Annotated in this window: 24 protein-coding genes and 4 pseudogenes; 13 read left to right on the forward strand and 15 right to left on the reverse strand. The window is 70.4% G+C overall.

The genetic code is table 11. The annotated features are described in order from the left end of the window. The first annotated feature begins 51 nt into the window (after positions 1-51). Positions 52-1584: a glycoside hydrolase family 43 protein gene (locus A4E84_RS38415; RefSeq protein ID WP_237305078.1), complete on the forward strand. Its 1533-nt coding sequence runs from the start codon at positions 52-54 to the stop codon at positions 1582-1584. A 16-nt stretch (positions 1585-1600) separates the two neighbouring features. Here A4E84_RS38415 and A4E84_RS38420 read toward each other — a convergent pair whose 3' ends face one another. From A4E84_RS38420 to A4E84_RS42690, 5 genes and pseudogenes are all read right to left on the reverse strand, one after another. Continuing rightward, complete coding sequence (locus A4E84_RS38420; protein WP_062930960.1) at positions 1601-2341, reverse strand: SDR family NAD(P)-dependent oxidoreductase; 741 nt, start codon at positions 2339-2341, stop codon at positions 1601-1603. 103 nt (positions 2342-2444) lie between these two features. Next, a pseudogene (locus tag A4E84_RS38425) lies at positions 2445-3820 on the reverse strand (glycoside hydrolase family 43 protein). Positions 3821-4071: 251 nt separating this feature from the next. Then, complete coding sequence (locus A4E84_RS38430; RefSeq protein ID WP_062930961.1) at positions 4072-4470, reverse strand: cupin domain-containing protein; 399 nt, start codon at positions 4468-4470, stop codon at positions 4072-4074. A 126-nt stretch (positions 4471-4596) separates the two neighbouring features. Then, a complete protein-coding gene (locus tag A4E84_RS38435) occupies positions 4597-5541 on the reverse strand; it encodes an MIP/aquaporin family protein (protein ID WP_062930962.1) in 945 nt (314 codons plus the stop codon). Positions 5542-5695: 154 nt separating this feature from the next. Next, on the reverse strand, positions 5696-5845 hold the full coding sequence (locus A4E84_RS42690; protein ID WP_237305079.1) for a hypothetical protein: 150 nt from the start codon (positions 5843-5845) through the stop codon (positions 5696-5698). On the opposite strand from A4E84_RS42690, the gene A4E84_RS38440 reads away from it, so the two are divergent. After that, the gene (locus tag A4E84_RS38440; RefSeq protein ID WP_079129290.1) at positions 5837-6280 is read left to right on the forward strand and encodes a DUF2231 domain-containing protein; all 444 of its coding nucleotides are present in this window, start codon (positions 5837-5839) and stop codon (positions 6278-6280) included. The two genes, A4E84_RS42690 and A4E84_RS38440, sit on opposite strands and share 9 nt — an antisense overlap. A 79-nt stretch (positions 6281-6359) precedes the next feature. Further along, complete coding sequence (locus A4E84_RS38445) at positions 6360-6605, forward strand: tunnelling fold family protein (RefSeq protein ID WP_237305080.1); 246 nt, start codon at positions 6360-6362, stop codon at positions 6603-6605. Positions 6606-6740: 135 nt separating this feature from the next. Here A4E84_RS38445 and A4E84_RS38450 read toward each other — a convergent pair whose 3' ends face one another. Further along, complete coding sequence (locus A4E84_RS38450) at positions 6741-7718, reverse strand: LysR family transcriptional regulator (protein WP_079129291.1); 978 nt, start codon at positions 7716-7718, stop codon at positions 6741-6743. Between the two features lie 216 nt (positions 7719-7934). Between A4E84_RS38450 and A4E84_RS38455 the strand changes: the two genes are divergently transcribed. The 4 genes and pseudogenes from A4E84_RS38455 to A4E84_RS38470 all read left to right on the forward strand — a co-directional run bounded on the left by A4E84_RS38455 (position 7935) and on the right by A4E84_RS38470 (position 10263). Continuing rightward, complete coding sequence (locus A4E84_RS38455; protein ID WP_237305081.1) at positions 7935-8612, forward strand: CatB-related O-acetyltransferase; 678 nt, start codon at positions 7935-7937, stop codon at positions 8610-8612. After that, on the forward strand, positions 8609-9550 hold the full coding sequence (locus A4E84_RS38460) for a Vgb family protein (RefSeq protein ID WP_062930964.1): 942 nt from the start codon (positions 8609-8611) through the stop codon (positions 9548-9550). Before A4E84_RS38455 ends, A4E84_RS38460 begins: the two co-directional genes overlap by 4 nt. Next, positions 9547-9894, forward strand: coding sequence for a YciI family protein (locus A4E84_RS38465; protein ID WP_062930965.1), 348 nt, complete (start codon positions 9547-9549; stop codon positions 9892-9894). The genes A4E84_RS38460 and A4E84_RS38465 overlap by 4 nt, the downstream gene beginning before the upstream one ends. 51 nt (positions 9895-9945) lie before the next feature. Next, positions 9946-10263, forward strand: a pseudogene (locus A4E84_RS38470) (VOC family protein). Between the two features lie 171 nt (positions 10264-10434). Here the strand turns inward: A4E84_RS38470 and A4E84_RS45975 are convergent. Then, on the reverse strand, positions 10435-10608 hold the full coding sequence (locus A4E84_RS45975; protein WP_213084253.1) for a hypothetical protein: 174 nt from the start codon (positions 10606-10608) through the stop codon (positions 10435-10437). Between A4E84_RS45975 and folE the strand changes: the two are divergent. After that, positions 10537-10908 (forward strand): annotated as a pseudogene (gene folE / locus A4E84_RS44000) (GTP cyclohydrolase I); the annotation flags it as partial. The gene A4E84_RS45975 and the pseudogene folE overlap by 72 nt on opposite strands. 35 nt (positions 10909-10943) lie before the next feature. Here the strand turns inward: folE and A4E84_RS38480 are convergent. Continuing rightward, entirely contained in the window at positions 10944-12305 is a 1362-nt protein-coding gene (locus tag A4E84_RS38480) for a pyridoxal phosphate-dependent decarboxylase family protein (protein WP_062930966.1), read from the reverse strand. Positions 12306-12459: 154 nt separating this feature from the next. Between A4E84_RS38480 and A4E84_RS38485 the strand changes: the two genes are divergently transcribed. Then, positions 12460-12942, forward strand: coding sequence for a MarR family winged helix-turn-helix transcriptional regulator (locus A4E84_RS38485; protein WP_062930967.1), 483 nt, complete (start codon positions 12460-12462; stop codon positions 12940-12942). A 21-nt stretch (positions 12943-12963) separates the two neighbouring features. Here A4E84_RS38485 and A4E84_RS38490 read toward each other — a convergent pair whose 3' ends face one another. After that, positions 12964-14865, reverse strand: coding sequence for a rhamnogalacturonan lyase (locus A4E84_RS38490; protein WP_062930968.1), 1902 nt, complete (start codon positions 14863-14865; stop codon positions 12964-12966). Positions 14866-15095: 230 nt separating this feature from the next. Between A4E84_RS38490 and A4E84_RS38495 the strand changes: the two genes are divergently transcribed. The 3 genes and pseudogenes from A4E84_RS38495 to A4E84_RS41700 all read left to right on the forward strand — a co-directional run. Beyond that, positions 15096-15647, forward strand: a complete 552-nt coding sequence (locus tag A4E84_RS38495; protein WP_213084223.1) for a DinB family protein — start codon at positions 15096-15098, stop codon at positions 15645-15647. A gap of 140 nt (positions 15648-15787) precedes the next feature. Beyond that, entirely contained in the window at positions 15788-16495 is a 708-nt protein-coding gene (locus tag A4E84_RS38500; protein ID WP_062930969.1) for a GNAT family N-acetyltransferase, read from the forward strand. Between the two features lie 163 nt (positions 16496-16658). After that, a pseudogene (locus tag A4E84_RS41700) lies at positions 16659-16962 on the forward strand (LysR family transcriptional regulator); the annotation flags it as partial. 329 nt (positions 16963-17291) lie between these two features. Here the strand turns inward: A4E84_RS41700 and A4E84_RS38505 are convergent. The 6 genes from A4E84_RS38505 to A4E84_RS41705 form a co-directional block, all read right to left on the reverse strand. Continuing rightward, a complete protein-coding gene (locus tag A4E84_RS38505; RefSeq protein WP_062930970.1) occupies positions 17292-17645 on the reverse strand; it encodes a cupin domain-containing protein in 354 nt (117 codons plus the stop codon). Positions 17646-17783: 138 nt separating this feature from the next. Beyond that, on the reverse strand, positions 17784-18275 hold the full coding sequence (locus A4E84_RS45560) for a TIM barrel protein (RefSeq protein WP_335340858.1): 492 nt from the start codon (positions 18273-18275) through the stop codon (positions 17784-17786). 171 nt (positions 18276-18446) lie between these two features. Then, positions 18447-21284 carry a SpoIIE family protein phosphatase gene (locus A4E84_RS38515; protein WP_079129293.1) on the reverse strand — a complete coding sequence of 946 codons (2838 nt, stop codon included), beginning with the start codon at positions 21282-21284 and terminating at the stop codon, positions 18447-18449. Between the two features lie 54 nt (positions 21285-21338). Continuing rightward, positions 21339-22427: an ABC transporter substrate-binding protein gene (locus tag A4E84_RS38520; RefSeq protein WP_062930971.1), complete on the reverse strand. Its 1089-nt coding sequence runs from the start codon at positions 22425-22427 to the stop codon at positions 21339-21341. Positions 22428-22506: 79 nt separating this feature from the next. Then, positions 22507-22668, reverse strand: a complete 162-nt coding sequence (locus A4E84_RS43285; RefSeq protein WP_162494365.1) for a hypothetical protein — start codon at positions 22666-22668, stop codon at positions 22507-22509. Between the two features lie 177 nt (positions 22669-22845). Further along, the gene (locus A4E84_RS41705) at positions 22846-23007 is read right to left on the reverse strand and encodes a hypothetical protein (protein ID WP_237305082.1); all 162 of its coding nucleotides are present in this window, start codon (positions 23005-23007) and stop codon (positions 22846-22848) included. A gap of 118 nt (positions 23008-23125) precedes the next feature. Here A4E84_RS41705 and A4E84_RS38525 point away from each other — a divergent pair, with 118 nt between their 5' ends. After that, positions 23126-23413 carry a hypothetical protein gene (locus A4E84_RS38525; protein ID WP_237305083.1) on the forward strand — a complete coding sequence of 96 codons (288 nt, stop codon included), beginning with the start codon at positions 23126-23128 and terminating at the stop codon, positions 23411-23413. The last annotated feature ends 17 nt before the right edge of the window (positions 23414-23430 follow it).

Raw genomic sequence — 23430 nt, forward strand, 5'->3', positions numbered from 1 at the left:
CCTTTGTGGAAGACCAGTTATCGGCGAAAGGACCCGATGAGGGTGTCGAGCATGCCCCGCACCAGCTCCCCCGTCACCAACCCCGTGATCCCCGGCTTCCATCCGGATCCGAGCATCTGCCGGGCCGGCGAGGACTACTACCTCGCGTGCTCCAGCTTCGAGTACTTCCCCGGCGTACCGATATTCCACAGCCGGGATCTGGTGCACTGGACCCAGATCGGCAACGCGCTCGACCGGCCGGGCCAGCTGCGCCTGCCGCCCGGCACACGCTCCTCCGGCGGCATCTACGCCCCGACCCTGCGCCATCACGACGGGCGTTTCTGGCTGATCGTCACGAACGTGAGCGGCGACGGAAACCTGCTGTTCACGACCACCGACCCGGCCGGACCCTGGTCCGACCCGATCCCGCTGCCCGGCGTGCACGGCATCGACCCCGACCTGGCCTGGGACGACGACGGCACCTGCTGGTGCACCACCGCCGGAGTCGGGCAGATCCGCATCGATCCCCACACGGGAGAGACATTCGGCGAACGGCGACCTCTCTGGTCCGGCGCCCCCGGCGCCAAGGCACCCGAAGCACCGCACCTGTACCACATCGGCGACTACTGGTACCTGCTCATCGCCGAGGGCGGCACCGAGCGGTGCCACGGCGTCTCGATCGCCCGCGGCCGCACCCCGCAGGGCCCCTTCGAGCCCTGCCCCGCCAACCCGATCCTGACCCACCGGGGCACCGACCACCCCATCCAGAACACCGGCCACGCCGACCTGGTGGAGGGGCCGGACGGCTCGTGGTGGATGGTCCTGCTCGGCGTCCGGCCGCACGGTGGCACGCCCGGCTGGCACGTACTGGGCCGCGAGACCTTCCTGGTGCCGGTGACCTGGTCCGAGGGCTGGCCGGTCGTCGGCGAGCTGTCCACCGTCCTGGCCCCGCCCCCGTGGCCGCTGCGGGAGCCCGCGGCCCCGCCGGTCCGGGACGACTTCGACTCCGGCGAACTCGCCCCCGCCTGGATCTCGCTGCGCTCGCGGCCCGCGGAGAACTGCACCACGAAGGAACGGGCCGGCTGGCTGAGCCTCCGCGCGGCGGGCGAGTCGCTCGACGACCCCGAGGTCAGCTTCGTGGGCCGTCGCCAGCAGCATGTGTCGTGCCGCGCGCGGGTCCTGGTGGACCCGGCGGAGGGGCGCGGAGGCCTGGCCGTCCGCCTCGACGAGGAGCACCACTACGAGATCGAGGTGACGCCGGGCGAGGTGCGGGTCCTGACGCGCGTCGGCCCGTTCCGCGCACAGGTGGCGTCCCGTGCGACGGCCGCCGGCCCGGTGGTGCTGAGGATCGGGACGGCGGTCACCGGTCAGGTCAGTGACGCACGCCAGGGGCCGGACACCATCTCCCTCGGCATCGAGGACCCGCAGGGCGCCTTCACCGAACTCGCCGCGCTCGACGGCAGGTATCTGTCCACCGAGGTCGCCGGCGGCTTCACCGGTCGCGTCATCGGCATGTACGCCGCTGCGGGCACCGTTCACTTCGACTGGTTCGACTACGAACCGACCGGCCCCGATGGGCCGGGCCGGGCGGGCTCCGCGGACTGAGGACGGGCCCGGCCGCTCAGAGGGCGGTGCCCGTCTCCTCGGCCAGGGCCCGCACGAGGTGGTCCTGGAACGCCACGTCGTGAACGGCGCGATGCGGCTGCAACCGCCGGCCGTGGTACCAGTACCCGCCGGCGGTCAGGGCCTCCGGGTCGTCGCTCGACGCCAGCCACTCCTGCGTCTGGTGGCCGAGCTCCAGGTCGTCCGGCGCGCTCGGCCCGCCCATCCTCGTCGGCACCCAGCCGGGGTCCACGGCGTTGCTCAGTACTCCGGGGCGCAGCCGGGCCACCGCGGTCGCCAGGGTCGTCACGAAGAGCTTGCTGTCGGCGTACGACCCGGGGCTGCCGCCCCGCAAGTCGACCGCGTCCAGCGACGACGGGTCCCCGCCGAGGTGCGAGTTGCTGCTCAGGTACACCAGCCGGCGCGGCCCGCGCAGCAGGGCGGTCAGCAGATAGGGCGCGACGATGTTGACGGGCATGACCGCCCGTCCGCTCCACACCCCGGCATTGTGGATGACGGCGTCGAGCGGGGGCGATGCGTTCAGCTCCTCGGCGACCCGCCGCACGGCGTCACGCTCGGCGAAGTCGCCCACCACGATCTGGGCCCCACGGTCGGCGAACCGGCCGAGCGCCGCCGCGCGCTCCTGGTTCCGGGCGTGCACCACCACGTCGTGCCCCGCGGCCAGCAGCGCCTGAGCCGCGGCCCGCCCGAGCCCGTCCGCGGACCCGGTCACCAGGATCCGGCTCCGTGCTCCTCGCATGAGACTGCCTCCTTCTGCCGGATTCGCGCTCCGCGAGGAGACACGCACCGGATCACACGGCTGTTGGGCCCGGGCACCCGATGTGGCCGCCGAACTCCGGCGCTCAGTAGCCGACGCGGAAGGTCGCGTCCTGCCGGTCGGTCGTCGTGGAGACCGGGTCGATGCGCAGAGCGTAGTCGGCGTGGCGTATGTAGCGGGTCGGGTTGTTGTGCGACCGGAACGAGGACCAGGTGGCGTCCGCCAGGCCCGCCGTGCGGTGGAAGGTCGCGTCCGCGGCGAACGTCGACGTGTTGTCGTCGACGTCGAGGCGCAGCGCGTAGTTGTAGTGCCGCAGATAACGGGTGGGGTGGCTGACGGACCGGAAGGAGACCCCGGAGCTGTCGGCGAGCCCCGGGACCAGGGTCCACAGGGAGTCCTTGTACGGCTCGATCGGGTACTCGTCGATACGGCCCAGGTAGTCGGCGTGGCGGACGTAGCGGGACGGGTAGTTGAACGACTTGAGCCGGTTCCAGGCCGGCGCGCCCCACTTCGCGAGCAGGTTGTCGTACTCGGCCGTGGTGATCGTCGCGATGCCGCAGTGCTTGGAGTTGACCGGTTGCGTGTACGTCCGCTGGTCGAGGGCCGTCCAGCTGCCGGCGGCGAGGTTGGTGGACTGCCAGGCGTAGAACACGCCGTTGGGCGTGTAGGTGTCGCCCCACAGCCACCAGGTGCCGGAGGTCAGCGACTTCACCACGGTCGGCGCCTCGGTGCCGCCGTGCGCCACGCCGGTGCCGAACTCCGTGAAGCTGCCGGGGTTCAGGCTGGTGGACCTGGCGCCCACCAGTGTCTGGTTCTTCTTGAAGTAGAGGTAGTTGTAGCCGTTCACGCCGATGGCCATGTCGCCGTCGATGACGTCGTAGCCGGGGTCGAAGAAGACCTGCGGGGCGGAGGCGGTCACGAAGTCGGTCGTGTAGTTGACCATGATCACGTTGTGGCCGCTGGAGTTGACCGAGGAGTAGATCACCGCGTACTGCCGCCGGCCCGCGTCCCAGAACGCCTCGGGGGCCCAGCTGTGGGTGGCCATGTCGTGGAGCTTGAGCCGCCGGTAGCCGGTGAAGGTGCGGAGGTCGGCCGAGTCCCAGACGTGGATGTACTGGCTGTTGTAGTTCCAGTCGGTGCCCTTGAGGTCGGTGGCGAGGACGACGAACGTGCCGTCCTGCTTGCGCATCAGGAACGGGTCCACAGCCCGAGCGCCCCGGCCGTGGGGGTGACCAGGGGGTTGTTCTGGTTGAGCGGCGTCCAGTTGAGCCCGTCGCGGCTGATGGCGAGGTGCAGGCCGTAGTCGGTGCCGTCGCCGAGTTTGTTCGACTCGGTGAAGTAGACCATCGCGTACGCCGAGTCGGCGGCGTGTGCGGTGCCGCTGCCGAGGGCCAGGGCGAGTGGCACGGCGGCGCTCATGCCGAGGAGTCCGCGGCGGGAAAGGTGGGGGTGTGCGCTCATCATGGTCTCCAAGGAGGCGAGGGTGCCGGACTGCCGCTCTGCCGGGCGGAGTCGGGGAGGACCGGTCCCCTGTTCAGCTCCGGGAGGGGGCTGCGCTTCACCGCACTCGATCGATATACCGAACGATGTTCGTGTTGTCGGATGGGACCGTAGGGCCGCCGCAGCGCCACCGTCAATACTCGTGCTCGCCCCGCCGCGAACTCACGGCACCGAGGGGCCCCGGCCGCTCGCCTTCGCGCCCGGTACGGCTGTTACGGGCGGGGGCGGCCCTGGATCTGCATGCCGGGGCGGCGGCGGTGGACCGTCACGTAGGTCAGGCCGCTCTCGCCCGCGGTCACGTTGCGAACGCTTCCGTGCGGCAGCCAGACGAGGCTGCCGGGTTCCACCGGGTGCGGACCGTCCGTGGCACCGAGCGTGCCGTCGCCGGCGACCACGAGCAGGAGGACGTCGAGGTCGGGTTCGGCATGGGTGTCGATGGACCCCCGGGGCGGGAGGCGGATGAGGTTGGCGTCCAGCTGGCGGCCGGGCTCGGCAAGGCGCCACAGGGCGCCGGCCGAGCCCGGGTCGGTCGCGGCGAGCGACTCGGTGTTGCCCAGGATCCGCGGAACGGGAGCGTCGGCCGCGCCCGGGAACCCCTCCTGGTCGGTCATGGATCGCTCCACCGTCCGATTCGGGGCTGCCGCGGCCGGTTCACCTGTCCGGCAGGCGATCCGCACCGCTCACGGGCGGGTGCCCCGAGGAATCCAGCACCGGCCCTCGCCCCGGCCGCTGGGCGGTCAGTCCTCGTCGGACGTGGTGGGGCGCGTCCGCCCGGGCTCCGGCGGCACGCCCTGCTGCGCGCGGGCGTGCAATACGTCCCCGATGAACAGGTCGTACACCAGCACGCCGATCACGCCGCCCACGAGGGGCCCGACGATCGGGATCCACCAGTAGGCGCTGAACGCCCCGGCCAGGCTGCCCGGAAACGCGAGGTCCTCCCATCCCGCCAACCAGGTGAACAGTCGCGGGCCGAAGTCGCGGGCCGGGTTGATGGCGTACCCCGCGTTCGCCCCGAAGGACATGCCGATGGCCGCCACGACGAAGCCGATCACCAGCGGGCCGAGGTTGGCCTTCACGGCCGTGTTGCGCAGGTCGATGATCGCCACCACCAGCATGACCAGGAAGGCGGTGCCGACGATCTGGTCGACCAGCGGGCCCCACACGCCGCCGTTGAAGTACGGCGCCGGGAACGTGGCGAAGATGGAGAACGAGGCGAGGGTGTGCCCGTTCGTCTTGGGCCCCTCCATGGCGGCGTCGAAGGCGTTGATGGCGTCGTGGTACACGGCGTAGACCAGTGCCGCCCCGGCCAGGGCGCCGAGCACCTGGGAAGCCCAGTAGGGCACGACCTTGGCCCAGGGGAACCTGCGGCGGACGGCGAAGGCCAGGGTGACCGCCGGGTTGATGTGCGCTCCGCTGACACCGCCGGCCACGTAGATGCCGAACATCACGGCCATGGCCCAGCCCCAGGTGATCAGAAGCCAGTCCCCGGCGCCGAGGAAGAAGACGGTTGGTCCCTCGGTGCGCCCCGAGCCGGGCAGCGCCGCCACCGTCATCGCCACCACACCGCATCCGAAGGCGATGAGGACGAACGTCCCCAGGAACTCCGCCAGGCACTCGCCCGCCAGGCCCGCGCGACGCCTGAGTCGTGAGGGTTTCACCAGAGGCTTGATCTCCACTGCCATGTGACTTCTCCCAGGGGGTCGCCGCGATCCGGCTGACGCGCGGTAGTCATGTCGTAACCCGGCGCACGCGTCACGGCAACCGCAGGAGACCCCTGCCGGCTCGCTCGCCCGGCCTGCCGGACGAACCGTCGCAGGCGCGCGGCGACGGCCGTCCTCACCGGCCCCCGGGCGTCTCGTCCTCGGCGGCCTCGGCCTCGCCTGTGCCCAGCCGGACGCAGCATTCCCCCGGTTCCGGCGCCAGGACCGCGCGGACGCCGTTGACCTCCAGGCCGCCGAGGTAGCCGCTGAGGAACGCGTGGTTCATGCGCGCACCAGGTTGACCGGATTCCTCGACCTGCTCGCCCTTCCCCGAGCGACCCCGGCCTTTCGCACCGCCCTGGTCCACATGACGCTGAACCTCCTGGTCACCGGCACCTGCGGGGTGAACTTCCTGTGGCGCTACGGCAACCACACCGACGGCGGCAGGGTGGGCGTCGGCCGGCTCGTCCTGTCGGCCGTGAGCGTGGCGGTCCTGGGCCTCTCGGGCTACCCGGGCGGCAAGCTCGCCTACCGCTACGGCGTCCGCGTCGCCGACGAGAACACCCAGGCCGAGGGCTACCCGCCCGGCCGCGGTGCGAGCCGCTCCCGCCCCTCCGCACGACCCCGTCCGGCGCACCCGCCCGGGAGGCCGGGCGCGCTCGCCCTGTCCCCCTCCTCGCGTCCTCTTCAACGGCCTCGCCATCGGAGACAGCTGACATGACCGACTTCCCGCCCAGACCTCTCTCCGGAGCGACCTGCTCGACCAGGAGACGACAACGGCGGCACGGCCCGCCCTGCGGGTGGCCCACGAATCCGACGGGATCGACCTGGCCGCCGCGGAGACCGCGGCGGGCCGCTTCCTCGGCGCCCTCGGCATCGACACGGCCTCGGAGAGCCTGCGCGGCACCCCCGGCCGGATGGCCCGCGCCTACGCCGAGTTCTTCAGCCCGCGCCCCTTCGACCTGACCACCTTCCCCAATGACGAGGGCTACGACGAACTCTTCTCTGAACTACCGAGGTCGAAGCGGTGTTGTCGCCTGGGCTGACAACAGTGATCGTCGCGGTATGCCTGATGCGTGAGGTATTCGCAGGGAGGCGGGCTGACGGACGAGCGGCGGGTGTTCCGCGAGGGCATCCGGATGCGGCGGCCGAGATGTTCGCCGGGCATCAGGACAATGGGGTCATCGCCCGGGAGCTTCGGGTGTGCCTCCGGTCGGTGCAGCGACGGCGCCGTGAGGGGAGCAGGCCGGGCCGAGGGGCCCGCCCCTACCGCACCATCGGGCCCCTTGCTCCGTCGCCGCCTCGGCGAGTGCGTGCACCAGCGGGGTCGCGCGGTCCGTGTGCCAGATCAGGCCCCATTGGACGGGCGGTGCATCGTGGATGGACACAAAGGCGATGTCGGGCAGTGCGTAGTAGCGCCGCCCCTCGTCAGGGACGGTGCACACCACATCCCCTATCGCGACGAGGGCGAGGACCTCGTAGAAGGTGGCGACGGACGGGCCGCGGCGGATCGGGCGCCCCGCCGGTGTGTAGAGCGGCAGGACGGCGCTCACCCAGTAGGCGGGAACGGAGCCGGCCAGGCTCGGCACCTTGTGGTCGCCGAGCACTTCCATGCTCACCGTCGCCTGCCCGGCAAGCGGATGGTCCGCGGCCACCATCAGGCGAAGCGGTTCCTCGCGCAGCACCACGCCGACGGTGAGGTCCGGCTCGCGCACCGGCAGCCAGGCGGCCACGGTGTCGACCTCACCGGCCCGCAGTGCTCCGAACGGATCACTGAAGAACACCTCTTTGAACCGGAGTTCGACGGCGGGGTGCCGGGACCGGAAGTGGTCGAGGACCGAGCGCATCTCATGCATCTGCGCACCCATCACCCCCACTGTCAGCGTGGCGGGGGGCCGACGGGCGATGGCCGCCACCTCGGCCATGGCCGCCTGGATGTCCTCAAAGGCCGGCTTCAGCCTCCGGTGCAACTCTTCGCCAAGGGGTGTCATGCGTACGTGCCGGCTGGTCCGCTCGAACAGCTGCGCCCCGATGCGACGTTCCTGCTTCTTGATCGCCTGGCTGACACGAGCCGGGGAGACCTTCAGACGTTCGGCGCTGCGAGCGAAGTGAAGCTCCTCGGCGAGCGTCAGAAAGATCTCTATGTCCCGCAGTTCCATCCCGCTCCGCCCCCTCCGCGCGGCTTCCGATCCGGTTGCCGGGCGACGGTCCCGGTTCATGAACCTCTGAGTTAACGACCCTAACAAGATCGGCAGTTGTTCCCGGACTCGGTGCTCCGCATGCTGGGACGGAGCCAGTTCAGCCGCCTCTGGGGCTCCCACACCCTGCGCTGCCTGCTTGCCTGCCCCTTGGAACCCACAGGGAGAGATTCCCGCGTGACGTCTGACCGCAATGCTGTGTGCACACCCGATCCGGACACGCTCCATCCACTGCCGGAGCACGAACGGGTCGTCTTCCTCAAACCCCTGGTCACCGGGACCCACGTCGCGGCGGGTGACTTCACGTATTACGACGACCCCGACGGCGCGACCGACTTCGTCCAGCGCAATGTGCTGTACGCCTACGGTCCGGAGCGCTTGATCATCGGCAAGTACTGTGCGATCGCCACCGACACGAGGTTTCTGATGGCGGGCGCCGACCATCCGTCGATGGGGACGTCCACCTTCCCTTTCACCATGTTCGGAGGCCGGTGGGCCGAGGAGACGCTCGACATCGTCACCGGCATGCCGAGCCGCGGCGACACGGTGGTCGGCAACGACGTGTGGTTCGGATACGGGGCCACGGTGATGCCGGGCGTACGGATCGGTGACGGTGCCGTGATCGCGGCGGGTGCCGTGGTCACGACGGATGTGCCGCCGTACACCATCGTGGGCGGGAACCCGGCCAGAGCGATCAGACAGCGCTTCGACGACCAGGCCGTCGAGCAGCTCCTGCGCGCCGCCTGGTGGGACTGGCCCGTCGACGTGGTGAGCGCCAACGCCCGCACCATCATGGCCGGTTCCCCACAGGACATCGCCCGCATCGCCGCCACCGAGGGTCTGGGGAAGCAATGACGACACGGCAATTCGAGGAGTATGTGGTGTCCGATCCCGCCGGCGGCCCATACGCGATCACCACGGGTCCGGACAGCGCGCTGTGGTTCACCTTGGTGCACAGCGGCCAGATCGGACGACTCGTCCCGGGGCAGGAACCGGTCCATCATCAACTGGCCCCGGACAGCGGTCCGACCGTCATCTGCACCGGGCCGGACGGCGCCTTGTGGTTCACCCAGTACCGTGCGCACCGGATCGGCCGGATCACCACCGCCGGCGAGGTGACCGAGTTCCCCCTGCCCACCGCGCAGTGCGGCCCCTTCGGTATCGCCGTCGGGCCAGACAGGGCTTTGTGGTTCACCGAAACCGCCGCCGACCGCATCGGCCGGATCACCGTGCAGGGCTCGGTCACCGAATACCCGCTGCCGCGCACCGGCGCGTTCCCCTCCGCGATCGCCGCGTCCCAGGACGCGATGTGGTTCACGATGAACCAGGCGGGCGCCATCGGCCGCATCGACATGGACGGCCGCATCACGGTCCACGAGCTGCCCACCGAAGCGGCCGCACCGGTAGGGATCACCGTGGATCAGGACGGCACCGTCTGGTTCACCGAGATCGCGGCCGGCCAGATCGGCCGCAGAACACCCGACGGCCAGATGACTGAGTACCCGCTGCCCGACCGGTCGGCCCGGCCGCACGCCATCACCACCGACGCGCAAGGCACCACGTGGTTCACCGAGTGGGGCGCGAACCGGGTCGGTTCGCTCACCGGTGACGGCAACGTCACCGTCCATGACCTGCCCACCCCGGCCTCCGAACCGCACGGCATCACGGTGGGCCCGGACAGCGCGCTATGGACCGCGCTGGAGACAGGTGCACTGGCGCGCCTCGACCCGACCGCCATCGATGCGAAAGCCACCAGTTCTGCAGTACCCACCGAGAAGAGGAACCTGTCATGAAGTACGCCCTCGTCATCTTCGAGACCGACGCGTCACGCGCCCGGATCCAGGCCGACCGCGATGCCCACCGCGCGGCCTACGAGACATGGATCGGCAAGCTGGCTGCCGCGGGCAAACTTGCGGGCGGCGATGCCCTCGACACCGAGCATCAAGGTCCTGTCACCGTGCGTACGGCGGCGGACGGAACCGTCTCGGTGACCGACGGGCCCGTGCACGGCGGCGAAGAAACCCTCGGCGGCTGGTTCCTGCTGGAGGTGACAGATCACGCCGAAGCCATCGAGCTGGCCCGCAGCTTCCCCACCCCTGAGACACTCGAACTCCGGCCGGTCCTCGAATCCGCCTGAGGAGCGTCCCCTGCCCAGGACAACCGGGAGTCCGCAGGATTCGTCGCGAACCTGCTCAACCTTGAGATAACCGCCGAGTGGGGCCGTTCATCGCGGTCGGCCTGGGCAACGGCGTCACGCTGGACTTCGCCACCGTCCCCGCGGACAGCATCACCCCCCCGGCACTTCGCCTTCTTGATCTCCGAGGAGGAGTTCGACGCGGCGTACGCGCAGATCAGACAGCGCAGCGTCGAGCACTACGCCGACCCTCAACGGAAGCAGCCCGGCACGATCAACCACAACGACGGTGGCCGCGGCGTGTACTCCATGGACCCGGCGGGCCACGCCATGGAACTCATCACCGTGCCGTACGGCGGCTGGGGCTCGTAACGACACGAACCGAGGGCCGCCCCCCTGGCGCGGAGTGCGGCCCTCAACCGCTACTCGTCCACCGGCGATGGCGGTGGGTCAGGGAGATCAGCCGGGGGCCGTTCTCCACTCCCCGCGGCTATACCGCGACGATCACGTGTTGTCAGCCCAGGCGACAACACGGCTGCAACCTCAGTAGCTGAGCGGGTTCGTCGTGGTGCTGAAGTGAGGTGCGATCCGGCTGAACGTGGGCATCCCCAGATCGATGAGTCGGCGCCGTTCAGTCAATGGTTCGTCCTCGTCCGGCGCATCCCCGTCCGCACCGTCTGCGAACACCATCTGCTGCCGGTGGTCGGCGTCGCCCACGTCGGCTACCTGCCCGGGGCCCGCATCCTGGGCCTGTCCAAGCCGGCGCGCGTGGTCGAGCACTTCGCCTGCCGCCCCCAGGTGCAGGAGCGCCTGACCAAGCAGGTCGCCGACTGGCTGCAGGCGCATCTGGAGCCCAAGGGCGTCGGCGTGGTCATCGAGGCGGAGCACTCCTGCATGACGCCGCGCGGCGTGCAGGCCACCGGCTCCGCCACCCTGACCTCCACCCTGCTCGGCCTCCTGCGCTCCGACGCCCGCTCCCGCAGCGAGTTCCTCGCCCTGACGCGTGTGACCCCCTGACGGCGGCGCGGCGCCCGGACCGACGGGGCCGGGGATCACGACCGGGCGAGAAGCGTGACCTGGTCGTGCAGGTGCTGTACGTGGTCCTCGGACTCCGGCTTCATCAGGACGCTGCGCAGGATGCGGGCGCCGTCGGCGTCGGCGGTGACCTCCGGGTGGCGTGCGGTGAAGGCGTCGCGGTCGGCCTTGAGGGTGCTCAGGAACACGGGATCGGTCCCCGCCATGCCGTCGGCCAGGACGCGTGCCGATGCCGCGTCGACACCGCTGAGGGTCGCCGGCTCCACCGAGGGGAAGTAGCCGACGATGTCCAACTCGGGCCGCTGGTAAAGCTCCAGGGCGTCCGAGGCGGTGATCAGGTCGGCCCAGCGCAGGGCGGCCCGGCGGCCGGCGCCGAGGACGCGGCCGAGTCCGTCGGGGGTGGGCGGGAGGACCTGGAAGGTGAGCCACAGGGCGGCGGCCGCGGCCCCGGCGCGGGAGCATTCCAGGCTGATCTCGCCGAGGTGCAGTTCACTGGAGGTGAAGTAGGTGTAGGGCGAGTCGTGGAGGTAGAAGCGGCCCACCTCGGGGTCACGGAAGAGGACGGCACCGCAGCCGTAGGGCTGGAGTCCGTGCTTGTGCGGATCGACGACGATCGAGTCGCAGCGGGCGATCGCCCGCCAGGGCTCCGCGGGGAGTCCTTCCGGGCCGTCGGCGCCGGCGAGCAGGGTGAAGAACCCGCCGTAGGCCGCGTCGACATGGAGCCGGACCCCGTAGCGGTCCCGGAGGGCGAGGGCGGAGTGGACGGGGTCGACGGCTCCGAGGCCCGTGGTGCCCGCGGTGAGCACGACCGTGCCCACTTCTCCCGTCCGCAGGATGTCCTCCAGCGCGTCGACGCTGATCCGGCCGCGGTCGTCGGTCGGGACGGGGTACCCCTTCATGCCCAGGACGTGGCACATGCGGCCGTGGGTGTAGTGCGCGTCGGCGCTGTAGGCGATGCCGCGGCCGGGGTGGAGCTCGCGGGCGACGAAGAGGGCTTCGAGATTGGCGATCGTTCCGCTGGTGGTGAGGTGGCCTAGGTGGGTGTCGTAGCCGAACATCGCGGCCAGTTGAGCGACGGCCTCGCGCTCCATGCGGGCGGTGGCCGGGCCGCCGTCCAGGGCGTGGTTGTTGGGGTTGATGAGCATGGTGGTGAGGTGGCCGACGATCGCCGCCGGGTGCGGAGGCTTGAGCATCTGTCCCGCGTAGCGCGGATGGAAGAAGGGGTAGTTCTCCCTCAGCCTTCCGGTGAGCTCTCCGAAGGCGACGGCGAAGCGGTCGTCGTCGACGAGGAGGGACGGGTGCTGCTCGTAAGGGCCGAAGGTGTCGGCCCACTGCTGTATCGCGTCGTTGGCCCGGCCGAGCCAGTGCTGCAGGTCCACTGATCTCCCTCTCTGCCGACGTGGTGGGTGCTGGGTGTCCACCGTAGAGAATCGTTGACTGCTCAGCAATTGATTGCTCAGCAATTGAGACGGCAGTAGATGAAGATGCAGTAGGTGAGGGAGCAGTAGATGAAGAAGCAGTAAAGTCGGCCGGGTGAACCCCGCGAACCGAGAGAACGACGACGCGGCCCGAGCCGCCGGCAGCAGGCTCGTGCAGGACTTCGGACTGCTGATCAAGGCCGCCACCCGTCTGGAACAGCGGATCGACACGGCCCTGCGCAGGGAGTGCGAGGTCAGCCACACCATGTTCGAGGTCCTCATCCGGCTGTGCCGCCGCCCGGACGAGGAGATCTCGCAGCGCCGGCTCGCCGACGACCTCACTCTCACCAGCAGCGGCATCACCCGCCTGATCGACCGCATGGAGGGAGCCGCTCTGGTGCGGCGCGTGCCGGCTCCCGGAGACCGCAGAAGCGTCCTGGTCGAGGCGACCGATCACGGCCGGGCGGTGTTCCTCCGGGCCGCCGCCGTCCACGCGCAGGTCGTCGAGCGGTACTTCGTGGCGCCGGTGGCCCACGCCGACTACGCACGACTGACCCACGCGCTGGGCGAGATCGACAAGGCGCTGCGCGACACCTGACAGCGCGGGAGGGCCCCTGGGTCAGGGTGTGTAGACCGTGGGCCGGGGCGCCGTCGGCATGGCGTTGCCGATGAAGAAGCTCGGGTGCGGGGGCTGGTTGTAGGCGGTGTTCTGCCAGGCGAGCGCCGTGCGGTACTGGGTGTCGTGGAGCAGGGTGGTGATCTTCGTGCTGGTCTGGTTCGGCGTGGAGTAGATCCGCAGCGCCCTGTTGTCACTCGTGCGCCAGATCACCTCTTCGCGCCAGTCGCCGAGGAGGTCGCCGGACAGGACCGGCGTGGACTTGGTGCCGTTGTTGGAGGCGACGCCGGAGCCGGTCAGCAGCCGGGTGTCGCCGGACGTGCCGTACTTGTCGATGCGGGTGCCGTCGAGGAGCTCGCGGACGGGGTCGCCGTCCCACCAGGACAGGAAGTTGACGCTGGAGGGCTCCCGGCCGAGGGAGGCGCCGGTGGCCGAGCGCAGGGTGGTGTCGGCGGCGGACCAGGCCTCCGCGCCCGCACTGCCGGCGTGGATGTCGGCGGCGACGCCACGGCCGTTGTCGGAGCCCGATGCCGTCTGCCACAGCCGCGCACCCGTGCGGGCGTCGGCCATCCAGGATCCGGGTTTGCTGGAGTCCTCCGAGACCTTGAAGTACTCCAGGCCCGGACGCGACGGGTTGAGGTCGCCGACGTGGCCGGCGTCGCCGTGGCCGAGCCGGGTGGTCCACAGCCCGCTGCCGTTGTCGTCCACGGTCATCGCGCCGTAGACGATCTCGTCCTTGCCGTCGGCGTCGACGTCGGCGACGGACAGGCTGTGGTTGCCCTGGCCGTCGTATCCCTTGCCGCTGTTGGTGGAGGAGGTGGTGTCGAAGGTCCAGCGGCGGGTGAAGGCACCGTTCCGCCAGTCCCAGGCGGCTATCACCGTGCGGGTGTAGTAGCCGCGCGCCATGATCAGGGAGGGGCGGGCGCCGTCCAGGTAGGCGGTGCCGGCGAGGAAGCGGTCGACGCGGTTGCCGTAGTTGTCGCCCCAGGAGGAGACGGTGCCGCGGCCCGGGACGTAGTCGACGCTCTGCATCGCCTTGCCCGTCTGGCCGTTGAACATCGTCAGGTACTCGGGGCCGGACAGTACGTAGCCGCTGGAGTTGCGGTGGTCGGCGGAGGAACTGCCGATGACCGCGCCGGTGCCGTCGCGGGTGCCGTCGGCGGTCTTCATGGCGACCTCGGCCTTGCCGTCGCCGTCATAGTCGTACACCTGGAACTGCGTGTAGTGGGCGCCGGAGCGGATGTTGCGGCCCAGGTCGATACGCCACAGCCGGGTGCCGTCGAGCTTGATGCCGTCGACGACGGTGTTGCCGGTGTAGCCGGACTGGGCGTTGTCCTTGGCGTTGGTGGGCTGCCACTTGAGGACCAGGTCCAGGACGCCGTCGCCGTCGAGGTCGCCGACGGAGGCGTCATTGGCCTCGTAGGTGTAGGCCGAGTTCCCCGGAGCGGTACCGCCCGCGGGCGGGGAGACCGGTACGTCCTTGTAGCCCGTGCGGAACTGGACGGCGGGCGCGGACGCGGCCTGCTCGGTGCCGTTGACCACGGCGCGCACCGTGTAGTCGGCCGAGGCCGCGCCGCCCGCGTCGAAGTAGTTCGTCGAGGCGGTGACGGGGGAGGAGTTGAGTCTGGTGCCGCCGCGGTAGACGTTGAACGACACGTCGTTCGGGTCGGTCGCCAGCCACCGCCACGACACCAGGTTTCCGCTGCCGGTGTGCACGCTGGTCAGTCCGCGGTCGAGCTTCTCGACCTGCCGGGCGGTCGCCGCGTTCGCGCTCTGCGGCAGTGCGACGAGCGCGGAAACGGCGAGTGCGGCGGCGGAGACGCAGCCGATGAAGCGGCCGCCCGGCCGGAAGGGCGATCTCCGGGGTCGTGGCGCGGTGCGGGGACGCCGGTACGGATCGGTCACGGTGGCCTCCGGGGCGTGGGGGGTATGGGAACGCTCCCATAGAGTGGGAGCGTAAGAACGAGCTGATGCCTCGTCAAGGATTCTGTCCAGTCTGCTGTTTGGGCCTGTTCGGGTCCGTGGCTTTCTCGGTGCCCGGGGACCGATGGTCGTCGACGGACGCGCGCGACCGTGGCGGCCACAGCCACGCGGACGGCGTGCGCAGCGGGTACGACGCGACCGGAAGGGCGGACGTGACCGAAACCACCAGAAGAGCCGAACTGTTCGGCGGCGGCGACAGCGGTCCCCGGTTCACCGGCCCGACGACGGGCGACGAACGGCGGATGCTCATCGACGTCCTGAGTGCCCAGCGCGCCACGCTGCAGCTCAAGTGCTCCGGTCTGGGGCCGGAGTTGGCCCTGCGGTCCGTCGCGCCGTCCACGCTCTCCCTGCTCGGTCTGGTCCGTCACCTCGCCGATGTGGAACGCCGCTGGTTCCGGCGGGTCCTGGCCGGGCGGGACGCGCCGACCCTCTTCTCCTCGACCGCCGACCCCGACGAGGACTTCCACGGAGCCACGGACGACCCGACGGGCGTCGCGGCGGCGTGGGAGGCGTGGCGGGCCGAGGTGGCCTTCGCCGAACGGTTCGTCACCGAGGCCCCCGATCTCGACGTCGAGGGCGACGACTCCTGGCGCGGAACGGTGTCGCTGCGCTGGGTACTCATCCACATGATCGAGGAGTACGCCCGTCACAACGGCCACGCCGACCTGCTCCGCGAGCGCATCGACGGAGCGATCGGCCTGTGAGGCCGGGACCGGCCATCCACCGGACCCGCCCCGCCCGCCGACCCCGGCGGTCACCGCACTAGCATGGCCGGCGGCATCCGAAGACGCCGCCGGTCTCCTGTCCGGCCGGCACCGGCCGACGGCAGGGAAGACGCAGCACGATGACGGGGTTCAGCGACGCCGACGCACTCGACGACCCGGTGGGCGCGTCCCTCCGGGGGCACCACGCGCATCTCGCCCGCCGGCTCGGTGCCGCCGCCACCTACGTGCCCGGGGTCGCGACCTTCTCCGCGGTGCCCGCCGAGCCGGACGCGGAAGCATGGGCCGACCTGGCCAAGCTGCTGGGGCCGGGCGAGTTCGCCGACATGTTCAGCTGCCCGGCCGTTCCGCCGCCGGACTGGGAGCCCGTCTTCGTCCTGGAAGGCCGGCAGATGATCTGGGCGGGTCACGACGGCCCGGATCCGTCCGGTGCCGAGATCGACTCCGGCATCGTCGAACTCGGCGCGGAGAGCGTGCCCGAGATGCTGGACCTCATCGAGCGGACCCGGCCGGGGCCGTTCTGGCCCCGCACGCACGAACTCGGCACCTATCTCGGCATCCGCGACGGCGGCACGCTGGTGGCGATGGTGGGGGAGCGGCTGAGGCCTCCAGGGTGGACCGAGATCAGCGCCGTCTGCACCGCCCCCGAGGCCCGCGGCCGGGGCCACGCCGTCCGGTTGCTGTGCGCCCTCATCGCACGCGTCGTGGCGCGCGGCGACCGTCCCTTCCTGCACGTGGCCGAGGAGAACAGCGGTGCGCTCGCGCTGTACGAACGGCTCGGCTTCGAGACTCGCAAGCACGTGACGTTCCGCGGGTTCCGTACCCCGTGAGACATCGGATCGGGAAGTGCCTCAGTCAGCTGTGACCGGGTTTCGGTGACGGGTTACGTTCAGTGCAGGTCCGTGCTTCGTCGAGGCGATCCTTCACGCAACCGTGGTCGGGACCGATCGAGGTCGTCAGTTGATTTCTTGAGGGGCGGAGGGCACGTAGGGCATTCGGCAGCTGGAATACTTCCTTGCGATTGTCGATCGCGGAGGGTTCAACCGCGCGGCCTCTGCTCTGTACGTGGCGCAGCCGTCGCTGTCGCAGGCCGCGCGAGCACCGGAGCGTGATCTCGGCTCCGCGTTGTTCCATCGCATCGGGCGCAGGGCAGTCCTGACGGACGCCGGAAGGGCCCCTGGTCGAGCCGGCCCGGGAGGCAGTGCGGAGTCTTCAGACGGCGCGGGCGAGTGTCGCGGCGGTGCATGAGCTGCGTGAGGGGCGCCTGGATGTGGCGCGGCGTCAAGCAGTCGGGCCGCGACCGCGAAGGCGGCCGCGTCGGCATCGGCATCGGCGAGCTTTCCGGGGTCCTCACCTGCCTCCCCCGAGCTCGATCGAGTCCGCATGGCTGGTGATCGGCACCAACGGCTGGCTGCGTGGCAGGGGTGCGTCGCCGCTGTCGGGCGCGGCGACGCCGAGCAGTACGGATGGGACCGGGCGGCAGCCGCCCGTCCCATCGCCACCTGCCCCATCGCTGATCTGGATTTCTGCCACAGCGTGGTCATCACGGCACCGAGGACATGTGTCCTCTCGGCGGACTGCCCTCGCGAGAGGTCTCGACGACGCTCGCGCGCTGCGGCATCGGTGTCACGACACAGTCACGTAGATCTTGCGCACGGTTTCGATGGTCTTCCAGACCCCGACATAGCCCGGCTTCATGACAAAGCTGTCGCCTGCCTTGTAGACCACCGGCTCGCCGCCTTCCGGCGTGAGCTCGATGACACCGGAGAGGATGTGGCAGAACTCGAAGGTCTCGCCCTTGATCGAGCGCGTCTCGCCGGGCGTGGCTTCCCAGACGCCCGTTTTGATCGTTTCCCCGCAGGCGGCGTCCTGAGCCCAGGTCTTGTAGGCCGTTTCGCCGGAAATCAGGCGCTCCGGCAGCGGGCCGGACTCCTGAGGTGCGAAGGAGGGGTTGGGATCGATGGTCTTCAGGAGCGACATGCTTTTCCTTCTGAGGGTCTGGAAACGATGCAGAACAGGGGCGGACGCCTGACCGAGTCAGGCCACGAACCGGCCGTTGGTGAGGGTCGTTTTGGCGATGTCGATCACCTCGAAGGCGACCTGGGGGGGCCTCGGCGATCACCGGATCGACCTTTCCCGGGCACGATGCTCGAACGGGCCCGCACCGGTGGCGTGGATCGTCCGACTGTCGCGTTCCATCAAGGTTCTCCGAGGCCCCGCACGGAGCCGACGGGTGATCTGTCCGTTGCCGGCACGAAGTTCGGACGTTGTGTCAAGAGAGGGCTGGGATGCGGCACTCACGGCCCCGTCCGGCCCGACGAGGTGCTGAGATCTCCGCCGTATGCTCCCGCAGCGGTGCCCCTCCGACCCACGGTGGCTCCGGTAGCCGTAGAGCCAGCGGAGACCTTCGCTCGTGCCCGCACGGGGGTTGTACTCGCAGCCGGTCCACCCGTCGAAGCCCAGCTCGTCGACCACGTCGAGCAGGTGGCGGACGCTGAGCTCACCCCGGTCGGGCTCGTTACGGTCGGGCACCCCCGCGATCTGCAGATGACCGACCCGGCCGGTCGCCAGGTCGCGGCGCACGGTCGAGGTGAGGTCGCCCTCGACGATCTGGCAGTGCTAGAGGTCGAGCTGCACCTTGAGATGCGAGGCTCCCACCTCCTGCGCGGAATGAGCGGTGGTTCTGGTTCGTCATGCGGCCGGCTGCAGCGGCGGGCCGGGCGGCGCGGCCAAGTCACCATCGCGAGCCGCCTTGTATGGGGGCCCTATGAGGCGGCCTTCTCACCAGGCCGCGTCCTCCCACTGGTCCAGCAGGGCGTCGGCCGACATCTCCTCGGGCTCGACCGCCGGACTCCGGGTCGGCTGTTCGGTCCAGATCACCTTGCCGCGGGCCATGTAGCGCGTTCCCCACCGCCGGGCGAACCGGGCGACCAGGAACAGTCCCCGCCCGCCCTCGTCGGTGATCGCGGCCCTGCGCAGGTGGGGTGAGGTGCTGCTGCCGTCGGCGACTTCGCAGATCAGGCTGTCGCCGTCGCGCAGCACCCGCAGCCGGATCGGTCCGATGCCGTAGCGGATGGCGTTGGTGACCAGTTCGCTGACGATCAACTCGGTCGTGAAGGCCAGCTCCTCCAGTCCCCAGGACCTGAGCCGTCCGGTGACGTCCGCCCTGATGCCCGCGACGACCGAGGGATCGCCGGGCACCTCCCACTCGGCCACCCGGGAGGGGTCCAGCAGGCGGGTGCGGGCGACGAGCAGGGCGATGTCGTCGCTCGACCGGGCGGGAAGCAACGCGTCGAGGACGTCCTGGCAGGTCTCCTCCGGAGTGCGGCGAGCGCCGGCCAGAGCGTGGCGCAACGCCTCCAGGCCGCTGTCGATGCCCCGCTCCCGGTCCTCGACCAGACCGTCCGTGTAGAAGACCAGCCGCGAGCCCTCGGGGAGACTGACCTCGGCGGTCTCGAAAGGTTCGGCGCCGCCCAGGCCGAGCGGCGGTGAACCGGGCACCCGCAGGTACTCCACGGTGCCGTCGGGGTGCACCAGAGCCGGCTCCGGATGCCCGGACCGGGACAGGCAGCACATCCCGGACGCCGGATCGTAGACGGCGTAGAGGCAGGTGGCGCCCGCGACGCTCTCGTGGTCCCGGTCCCCGTTCTCGTCGCTGTCGATCCGTGCGACCAACTCGTCAAGGTGCCCGAGGAGCTCGTCCGGGGGCAGGTCGAGGGCGGCGAAGTTGTGCACCGCGGTACGCAGCCGGCCCATCGTGGCCGCCGCGTGCAGGCCGTGCCCCACGACGTCGCCGACCACCAGGGCGACCCGGGCACCGGGCAGGGGGATCACGTCGAACCAGTCGCCGCTCACGCCCTCCAGGGCGGGCAGGTAGCGGTGGGCGACCTCGACGGCCGAGTGGTCGGGCAGGGAGCCCGGCAGCAGGCTGCGCTGCAGTGACTCGGCGAGGGTGTGCTCGCGGGTGTAGCGGCGGGCGTTGTCTACGGCGACCGCGGCCCGGGCGGCCAGTTCCTCGGCGAAGGCCAGATCCTCCCTGCCGAAGGGAGCGCCGTCGGAGCGCCAGAAGCTCGCCATGCCCAGCACCACACCGCGGGCCTGGAGCGGCACCGTGATCAGGGAGTGGAAACCGAGATCCAGCACGCGCCGCGCTCGGTCGGGGTCCTGGGCGCTCATCCAGCCGCCCGGAGCGGTCAGGTCGACGTCCAGGACCGCACGGCCGCGCTCGGCACCGACGGCCGCCGGTGACGAGGGGACGAAGCGGATCAGCTCACCCACCGGATAGAGAGACCGGGCACCGTCGACGCCGTGCACCGCCACGCGGCGCATCTGCGGACCGGGCCCGGCCGACACCGCACCGCGCAGGATCGGATCCAGCAGGTCGACCGTGGCGGTGTCGGCGAACCGGGGGACCGCCACCTCGGCCAGTTCCTGCGCGGTACGCACCACGTCCAGTGTCGTTCCGATCCGCACCCCCGCCTCGTACAGCAGCCCCAGCCGCTCCCGGGCCACCTCCGCCCGGCCCGCCAGTGCCCGCAGTTCCGTCGTGTCGCGCAGGGTCGCCACGCTGCCCGCCGTGCGGTCGTCCGGGTCGACCGGCCGCACGTTGACCGCCAGCAGCCGGTCGCCCGCCAGGTGCACCACGTCGGTCGCCGGCCGGCCCGAACCCAGCAGCTCGGCGGTACCCGCCTCCAGACCGAGATTCGTGACCCGGCGCTCCTCGGCATCGGCGGGCAGGCCCAGCAGCCGTCGCGCCTCGTCGTTCGCGAGCAGCAGCCGGCCGTCGCTCCCGATGATCAGCACGCCCTCCCGCACCGCGTGCAGCACCGCGTCGTGATGCTCGTACATGCGCGTCATCTCGGACGGATCCAGGCCGCGGGTCTGCCGCCGCAACCGCCACGAGACCAGCGCGGTGCCGCCCGCGGCCACCGCGAGCGCGCCGCCGGCGAAACCCAGCAGATGCGGCAGCTGATCCTGCACCACGTCGTCCACACTGGCCACGGTGACCCCGACCGACACGAAGCCGACGATGGTGATCCCGTTGGTGTCGTAGACCGGAACCGTCGTGTCCACGGCGAGACCGAGACTGCCCTCGAACGTCCTGGTGAACGGCCGGTCGGCGGCGCCGCCCTCGCGTACGGCGTAGATGTGCCGGCCGATCAGCTTCGGGTCGGGGTGGGTCCAGCGGAAACCCTGTGGATCGAAGGTCACCACGTAGTCGACGCCGGTGTTCTTCCGGGTGTCCTCCGCGCGCGGCTGGAGCAGCTCGGTGGGGTTGCCGGACTTCATGGCGGCCAGCGTTCCCGGGGCCCGAGCGAAGGACTGGGCGACGCCCTTCGAGAGCTGACGCGCCTCCTGCGTGCTCGACTCCCGCGCCTGCACGACGAGGGCTCCTCCCGCGGCGGCGGCGAACAGCACCATGATCACCGACTGCAGCAGGAACACCTGGCCGGCGACGCTCCGCACCCTCGGCAGGGTCCCCCATCTCGCTCCCGGGGACCGGGCGCCGGACTCCTGCCGCGCGTCGTGCCGCCTCGGCCGTCGTGAGGCCGACCGGGTACGCCCCCCGCTGGGCGGAGAGGAGCGGAAGGCCGAGAATCGACCGGGGTGCCGGAGCATACCGACTCTTTACCATGCGCGTTCATATTCAGCCATATGGCTGCATTGAGTCGGTCAGGTGCGCGCCCAGTCCTGCCAACGCCTGGTCACGGCGTCACGGTTCTCGAGCCACCAGCCGATGTCCAGGTCGAAGCCCGACAGCAGGTGGCCAGGAGTGCTCGGCACATGCACGGCGGTGGACTCGGTGAGGTGCCCGTAGGCGGCGGGCACCACGGGACCGTCGAGGGAGAGCCGGGCCATGTGGGCCTGCACCTCGGGCCGCAGCGCGAAATCGATCAGCCGGTAGGCGGCGTCCGGGTTCGCGGAACCCTTGGGAATGCCGAAGCCGTTGCTCTGCCTGCGGGCACCGTTCCACTCGTAGGCGAGGGGAGTCCCGCGCCCGAGGAGGCTCTGGAGTCGGCCGGCCCAGGTGCTGGAGGCCACGGCACTGCCGCGGGACAGCAGCTCACCGGGCTCCGCGCCGTACTCCCAGAGCGTCCGTACGGAACCCCTGATCTCGTCCATGACCTTGAAGGCGCGGTCCACGTCGAGGGGGTAGAGCCGGTCGAGCGGCACACCGTCCGCGAGCAGCGCGAACTCCAGTTCCGGATAGTCCACCTCGCCCTGCAGCGCGCGGCTGCCCGGGAAGCGCCACAGGCTCCAGAAGTCCGCCCACGACTCGGGCCTCCTCCCGCCGAACGCGTCGGTGCGGTAGGCGAGGACGCTGGCCCAGTAGCTCTTGCCCACGCCGTTGGGGGTGAGCAGCGACTGGGCGATGCCGGCGTTCCGGGTGTTCTTCAGCCGGCCGTAATCCAGTGGCTCGGAGGCGCCCTCGTGCTCGAAGAGCACCAGGTTGGACATGTCGATGTCCATGACGTCGAACCGCGGACGGCCCTCCTTGACCTGGGCGAGCATCTGCTCGTGCCCGAAGTTCACCACCTTGATCCGGATACCGGTCTCTGCGGTGAACGGGTCGTAGAGGGCCTTCCGGTTCGCCTCGCCGTAGGAGCCGCCGATGTTCCGCACGATGAGCACTTTGCCGGTCTTGGTGACATTCCGCCCGGCGCGGGTCTCACATGCCGTGAGCGAGGCGGCGGCTGCGCCGAGGGCGATCCCGCCGGCACCGGTCAGGAAGGCTCTGCGGTCGAATGCGACGTCTCCCACCGGCTGCCTCCACAGTGCCTTCTGGATGATCCGTGACGGAGGTGATTTCCCGGCCGGCCTCTTCTTCGTGCGGCTTCAGTCAGTGTTTACCAGGAAAAGTACTGCCTTCACAGAGGCGTGGTGGGCTGGAGTCCACCACGTGACCGCGGCGTTTGCCGACGACGTCGCGCAGCGGTAGGCCCTCGGCGCGGCGGGTGAGGTTGTCCAGGAACAGCTCGATGAGCGCTTCCCTCTCACCCATGGTCTCGCGACACGGACGGCTTCCTCGGAGAACCAGCGGAAGAACCTGGCGCCGTAGGCGACCTCGGCAGCGCATCCGGGGAACGGGGGCGGAAGGCACCGGGTTCTCGTCCCGCACGGCCGCACAAGCCGTCAGAAAAGACCGGTGTGTGCCGTGCGGGAAAGGTGTCGCCTCGGATCAGATGCCGAGCATGGTGTTGAGGTCGTCCAGGGACTTCACCGTCACGTAGTCGTAGCCGTGGGTCACCGGGTCGTAGCCGCGGTCCAGCAGAACCAGGTTGCGGAAGCCCATGTCGTGCATCGACTGGTGGTCGTACCGGGTGTGCGAGGCGACGTGCACGAAGTTCTCGGGGGCCGCGTCGAGCTTCTCTCGCGCTCGAGCGCATCGAGGACCTCTGGCTGGAGCCGCACCCCGAGGCTCGCGTGCCGAGGTGCTGGAGGCGTTCACCACGGCGATCGTGACCGCTGTCAGCGTCGTCGCAGTGACGTTGGACCCCGAGTCGGTCTACTTCGTGGGCCGGCTGGGTCCGCTCGTCGACGAGGTGCTTTTGGAGGTGCGCGGCCGGCTCGACCGGAGCCTGCCGGCCGCCCCTGAGATCAGACCGGTGCAGCACCTCATCGGTCTGTCGACCGCGCAGGGAGCGGTGTACGCATGTCTGACGATGGCTCAGGAGCGGCTGCGGGACGCCGTACTCGGGGCACGGCGCCACAACCAGCCGGCCGAACATTCCGCACCGGCCTTCTGAGGCGGTGGGCGGTCGGC

This window comes from Streptomyces qaidamensis, from assembly GCF_001611795.1.
GTDB lineage: Bacteria > Actinomycetota > Actinomycetes > Streptomycetales > Streptomycetaceae > Streptomyces > Streptomyces qaidamensis.

Coding starts and splice junctions, on each gene's coding strand:
- A4E84_RS38415 (WP_237305078.1), top strand. CDS start 52: ATGCCCCGCACCAGCTCCCCCGTCACCAACCCCGTGATCCCCGGCTTC.
- A4E84_RS38420 (WP_062930960.1), bottom strand. CDS start 2,341: ATGCGAGGAGCACGGAGCCGGATCCTGGTGACCGGGTCCGCGGACGGG.
- A4E84_RS38430 (WP_062930961.1), bottom strand. CDS start 4,470: ATGACCGACCAGGAGGGGTTCCCGGGCGCGGCCGACGCTCCCGTTCCG.
- A4E84_RS38435 (WP_062930962.1), bottom strand. CDS start 5,541: ATGGCAGTGGAGATCAAGCCTCTGGTGAAACCCTCACGACTCAGGCGT.
- A4E84_RS42690 (WP_237305079.1), bottom strand. CDS start 5,845: ATGAACCACGCGTTCCTCAGCGGCTACCTCGGCGGCCTGGAGGTCAAC.
- A4E84_RS38450 (WP_079129291.1), bottom strand. CDS start 7,718: ATGGAACTGCGGGACATAGAGATCTTTCTGACGCTCGCCGAGGAGCTT.
- A4E84_RS38460 (WP_062930964.1), top strand. CDS start 8,609: ATGACGACACGGCAATTCGAGGAGTATGTGGTGTCCGATCCCGCCGGC.
- A4E84_RS38465 (WP_062930965.1), top strand. CDS start 9,547: ATGAAGTACGCCCTCGTCATCTTCGAGACCGACGCGTCACGCGCCCGG.
- A4E84_RS38500 (WP_062930969.1), top strand. CDS start 15,788: ATGACGGGGTTCAGCGACGCCGACGCACTCGACGACCCGGTGGGCGCG.
- A4E84_RS38505 (WP_062930970.1), bottom strand. CDS start 17,645: ATGTCGCTCCTGAAGACCATCGATCCCAACCCCTCCTTCGCACCTCAG.
- A4E84_RS38515 (WP_079129293.1), bottom strand. CDS start 21,284: ATGCTCCGGCACCCCGGTCGATTCTCGGCCTTCCGCTCCTCTCCGCCC.
- A4E84_RS43285 (WP_162494365.1), bottom strand. CDS start 22,668: ATGGGTGAGAGGGAAGCGCTCATCGAGCTGTTCCTGGACAACCTCACC.